The organism is Streptomyces thermovulgaris, from assembly GCF_002155915.1.
GTDB lineage: Bacteria > Actinomycetota > Actinomycetes > Streptomycetales > Streptomycetaceae > Streptomyces > Streptomyces thermovulgaris.
Genome location: NZ_MUME01000004.1, coordinates 15027 through 19873 on the forward strand (window position 1 = coordinate 15027; position 4847 = coordinate 19873).

At 59.2% G+C, this 4847-nt stretch carries 5 protein-coding genes and 1 pseudogene; all 6 read right to left on the reverse strand.

Going from position 1 to position 4847, the window contains the following annotated elements; translation table 11 throughout:
- On the reverse strand, positions 1-200 hold a 200-nt coding region (locus tag CCN35_RS29070; RefSeq protein ID WP_483883411.1), incomplete at its 3' end, for a helix-turn-helix domain-containing protein.
- A gap of 219 nt (positions 201-419) precedes the next feature.
- Positions 420-821, reverse strand: coding sequence for a hypothetical protein (locus CCN35_RS00215; RefSeq protein ID WP_079130073.1), 402 nt, complete (start codon positions 819-821; stop codon positions 420-422).
- Between the two features lie 214 nt (positions 822-1035).
- Positions 1036-2295 (reverse strand): polymorphic toxin-type HINT domain-containing protein, encoded by a 1260-nt coding sequence (locus tag CCN35_RS30130; protein ID WP_079130058.1) that lies wholly within the window; start codon positions 2293-2295, stop codon positions 1036-1038.
- Between the two features lie 6 nt (positions 2296-2301).
- Positions 2302-2952 (reverse strand): annotated as a pseudogene (locus tag CCN35_RS30135) (RHS repeat-associated core domain-containing protein); the annotation flags it as partial.
- A gap of 779 nt (positions 2953-3731) precedes the next feature.
- Positions 3732-4196, reverse strand: a complete 465-nt coding sequence (locus CCN35_RS28015) for a hypothetical protein (RefSeq protein WP_143631327.1) — start codon at positions 4194-4196, stop codon at positions 3732-3734.
- A 28-nt stretch (positions 4197-4224) separates the two neighbouring features.
- Positions 4225-4847: polymorphic toxin-type HINT domain-containing protein (locus tag CCN35_RS00235; RefSeq protein WP_245862944.1), on the reverse strand; the 623-nt coding region annotated here is incomplete at its 5' end.

A 4847-nucleotide genomic window follows, 5' to 3' on the forward strand; every position in this document is an offset into this window, starting at 1 on the left:
CGCAGGGTGAGGTTGGTGCGCCAGTACGCGGCAACCAGCAGCACCCGGTCCTGAAGCGGCAACGACCACGGTCGGCCCCTGCGGACCGGGTCGGCTCCTTCGCGCCGCAGCTCAGTGATCAGCTTGCCGAACTGTCGCGGGCTCAGCCCGGTGAACGGGGCTGTCCAGGAGGGCTCCGACGCCGTGATCACACCAGCCACGGCAAGATCATCTCACCCACAACCAGCAGTTACGGGACAGCCCTTAGGTAGCCTAAAAATACCGAAACAGCACGCTCAGACGGCGACGAACCACCGCCCTGCGCCGCTCCGTCCTCTGACGCTGTCGTCAATTACTGCCCTCAAACGCCGTTAAGGCCTCCTCGACATGACCCGAGGAGGCCTCAGGATCACAGAGGGAAAATCGAACAGCAGCCCTGTTCACCACTGACGCCATCTATCGGTGATCGCATAGCGGCTCACGCCATGGCGGGCTGCCAGCTCACCAACATTAACCCCACTCTCAGTCAGCACTTCATCGATGAACAGGCAGATCTGCTCTCGCTCGTCGGTGTCGATACTTCCGCCTGTCGCTTCTCGATTCACCCTGTTCAAAGCTAGAACGGCTCGTTCTACAACAGCGAGGATCTGAGCGTCTGATGCTGTCCCCAGTTCGCGCGCTTCGGTCTCGAATGCTGTTAGGACAGCGTCAACAGCTTCCAGAAAGTTTTCGGAGTAAACGCCCAGGAAGGACGCACAGTCAGGGCTCAACGTGCCGTCAGCGACCGCGCGGGCCTCTCTCGCCATTTCTCTACGCCAGTACTGAGAAGGTCTTTCAGCCATAACAAAATCCTACCGCGCGTTCTGCAGTCTGTAATCTTAGAGATACCACAACCCACCCCTACCAGACCGTGGGTGCCGTCCGCGACATCACCTAAGTCACGCCATGGACGGCACCCCGCACCCGCGTCGCTCTGAACCAACTGATGAGGGTAGCCTCAGTAACTACGACCAATCAGGTCAGTTTTGAGCGAAGCTGATCGTCATCTCGACCCCCCTAGGAGGTCGGGACGTTTATCCGATTCAAAAGCGTTCCCCCGCCAATTCCACCGTAGTAATCGATCAGATTTTGTTCGAGTTGATGCATTACCTTCTCACTGCCACCCGGAATCTCGATCCAGTCAATCTCCCGGACATCAGAAGACTTATATCCCGAGCTTTTCACGGCGTGCCTTTTACCCCCGAAAGCACGATGTATTCTGCGATGAATAGTATTGGCCTTCATCGCAGACCCCACATACACCTTTCCGTCATTCATCTTAATGATGTAGACGCCCTGAGTTTCGGGAATATTCAGCCGACCGGTGGGTGACTGAGACCCAAATGTCCGACACCCATTGCTGTTATGAACGAGGACTGGCGTCTCACCCGCCAGTACATAGTACGTATGGACACCTTCAATGGTGAGGTTGTAGGTCCGCTGGTGATCATGGTACTGGCGGATGGCCGCAACCAAGACGGCGCGCCCGTCATCAGTGCGCAGGGACATACCCGGTTTGAGGTCGTCGGCTTCGATCCACTTCCGCTCGGACACGACCCAGAAGGGGTGCTCGTGCGTAGCAACCAGCTTCTCAAGTCCGTCCGGGGTAGTGATCGTCAGATCGACGAAGTGCTTGTCGCCGTCGGTGACGATGGTGGCAGTGACTTCACGTTCGCTGGTTGCGCCCGTTTTCGGGTCTGTCGCCAGGACCTTGTCGCCAACCTTTATATCCTCAATGTCCTTGGTAGTTCCGTCCGACATGAGGACACCCGTTCCAGCCAGGAAGCACTTACAGCCTCCAGGCTTGGTGCCCAGCTTTTTCGCGACCCCCTCTCCGACCACGCTCTGCGCAAACCCTGGGCCGGACCCCTCGTACAGGCCGACTTCTTGCAGCCCAATGTCGAAGTAGAGGTCCCAGAGCTGTTCGTAGGCGTCTGTATCGCGACAGGTTCGTTCTACGTGGCAGGCGTTGAGGGCCGCCGCGTACGCATTCTTTGCAAGCTCATCGTTGGTGAGGAAACGCGAGCCGTTCAGCTGGCTGTAGTAGGTCCTGAAGGTTGAGTACCACTTCCGGACATTTTCCTCTTTCTTGATTTCCTTGAAGACGACGTTCCTGATACTGGTCAACGCCCGGTTGACCGGGTTGTTGAACGCCTTGAAGTCATTCGCTCCAAGGGTCGTCTTGTAGGGGGTGGTACTCCATTCCCACTTCCCGTTCCCCTTGTAGACGTGGCTTCCCCGCATTCCTTTCCGCTGGGCATAGCGCTCGTCGTTCATGGAGTGGCCGCCCACCGGCCCGTCGGGGCGCAGTCCGGTGGGGTCGGAGAGTGTGGCGGGGTTGTTGTTGCCGTAGACGTACCCGTGCATCTGCTGCGGGTCCGTCAGGTCAAGGACCGGGTCGACGGAGATGAACCTGCCCGTATCCGGGTCGTATTCGCGGGCACCGAGGTGGATCAGGCCAGTGGCCTGGGTGTCGTCGGTGCCGCCCACGAAGCCCTTGGTGCCGGGCCATGCCGCTGGGGGCGCTCCCCGTGAGCCGCCGAAGGGGAGAGTGCGCCGCTGGGACAGCTTCAGTGTGGTGGCGTCGATGGCGAGCTGGCCGGTGCCGTGGTGGTCGGCAATGGTGAAGGCGAAGGTGCCGTCGTCGTTGCGGATGGCCTGGTGACCACCCCCCAGGTCGATGTACCTGATGGCCTTGGCCTTGATGGCGCCTTTGGCGAGGGTGACCTCGGTATGCCCGAGATAGAGGGTGGTTTCGGTCTCGGTACGGCCGATGAGACGGTTGCCCTCGGCGTCGTACAGGTACTCGGTGACTTTGTCCGCCTTGCCCTCAACAGGCTCGGTGACCTTGACGAGGTGGCCCTCCGCGTCCCAGGTCAGCTTCTGGCCGGTGCCGCCGATGGTGCGCAGTGTGGTGTTGCCGGCCTCGTCGTCATCAAGGGATTGCTTGGCCGCGCCCATATCGGCGTAACCGTCGGCATCTGTGCCCACGTCCGCCTCCGCCCTCAGCGCCAGGCCGTCGAAACCTTAAGCAGCGCCATCGCCCGAACGACGACGGCCGACGCCCACCCGCCGCAGCCGTCGTCCGCTGATGCCGCCGTCAAGGAACGCAGAACCCCCGTCCGAGGTAGCCTGACAGGGGTTCTGGTTTTACCGCTGAGGGTTTCTTGGCCGCTCTGTGGCAGGCCATAGGCCAGGCAAGTCAGATTATTTCGCGCACCTTAGCACACGGATATTTCTCCACCGCCGTTCAGCTTGACTCCATGGAATCCCCCGGAACATCGCGGCACACCGGATCGCGTCGTCCCACGACATCGGGGAACCTGAGCGCAATACCTTTTCCGGATGGAGCACCGGTCGAATCTCGAAGAAATACTCGTCCGTTCGACCTGTCTTCCCATCTCTCTCCCACGTTGCCGGAACAATCCTGATCTCGGCTCTGTCGGCCAGGGGAAGGCGGGCGGCAGTGACAGCAGGGAGGCCGTCCTCCTTGCATACCAACTGCTCTTCCGCGGGTTCCGCCTCCTCCTGCACGTACACAGACCACCCATGCCCATGCTCACACCGCATCTCCCACCACGCACCCATCTCGCCCCGTAGATAGAGACGCACCTTGCTGTCGAAGGATGTCTGCTCCGGTTGCCGCCAGCGTTGCCATCAACGGCTCGAGGGCGGCTGAGCGGTTGAGGCCGGCCTCACATGAGCCCTACGAGCTATTCCGGCAATATTTGCCGAAGCACCGGATTGGCAACCAATCCAGGAATCTCTGAAGTCAGACATGAATATGCCTCGCGGAGGAAGCCGGAGAAAGCACTCACGAGTTCTTTACGCTCGGCGGTAACTTGCCAGGATCGCTTCGATGAGGTCACGACAATGAGATCACCATCGCACTGCAGGTAGATAACCTCTTCACTCTCTGTGAAACCGAACGCCGCGTCCTCTCTTGATGAAATACACTTCTTCGCGTGAGAGAGTGAAAGAGCCAGATCCACGAGCGTCACGAACCTTCTCTTCGAGATGACCTCAACACCGTCTATGACCATCTCAACATTGACGCTGAAGTACTTGTAGCGGAGGTCCACCTCTGCAAGGCTCGCAGGATCACCCTGTTTCGCTTTCTCCCAGGTCCTCTGCCAGGGTGAACCCGGCTCCGGGAGAGAGAAAGAAAGATGAATCATATTTTCTCCTTGCAAGAACACCTCTCACCTAGAACGGGAAGGCAGTCACGACTTTACCTTCATTTACGACCACACGGATCCTGGTCAATTCTCCGCCCCCATTTGCCGGACCAGCCTTGCCGACGACGTTACCTTTACCGAAGTCCCATTCGTAAATTTGACCAGGTCGTGGTGCGCCAGTTTTCGGGTCTGGTGTGTTCGGCTTCGGAGTGCCTCGATTGATGGTGTCAATGATCCTCTGACGGACCTTCTTCTCTTTGCCAATGAAGATGCTCGCCTCGTCATCGACCAACGCACCACCGGGCCGGTGGCGGTCCAGAATATGCTGCCAGTCCCCGTTCTCCAGGGCCTCAGTTCCGCAAAGATAATTTGAATTGTGAACCAGGACTGGAGTCTCGCCCGCCAACACATAGTACGTGTGAAGATTGTTGACGGTGAGGTTGTGGACGGTGGCGTGCTGTGTCGTCCAGCGGTTGACCGCGGTGATCTGGACGTGGGTACCGGCGCTGGTCTTGAGCCACTGGCCGGCCTTGAGATCGGTGGCGTCGATCCATTCACCGAGCTCGGGGACCCAGAAGGGGTGTCCGTCAGTGGCGGTGACAGTGGCCGTTTCAGAGCCCTGGTGGCCGTCGATGTCAATCGTGACCTCGA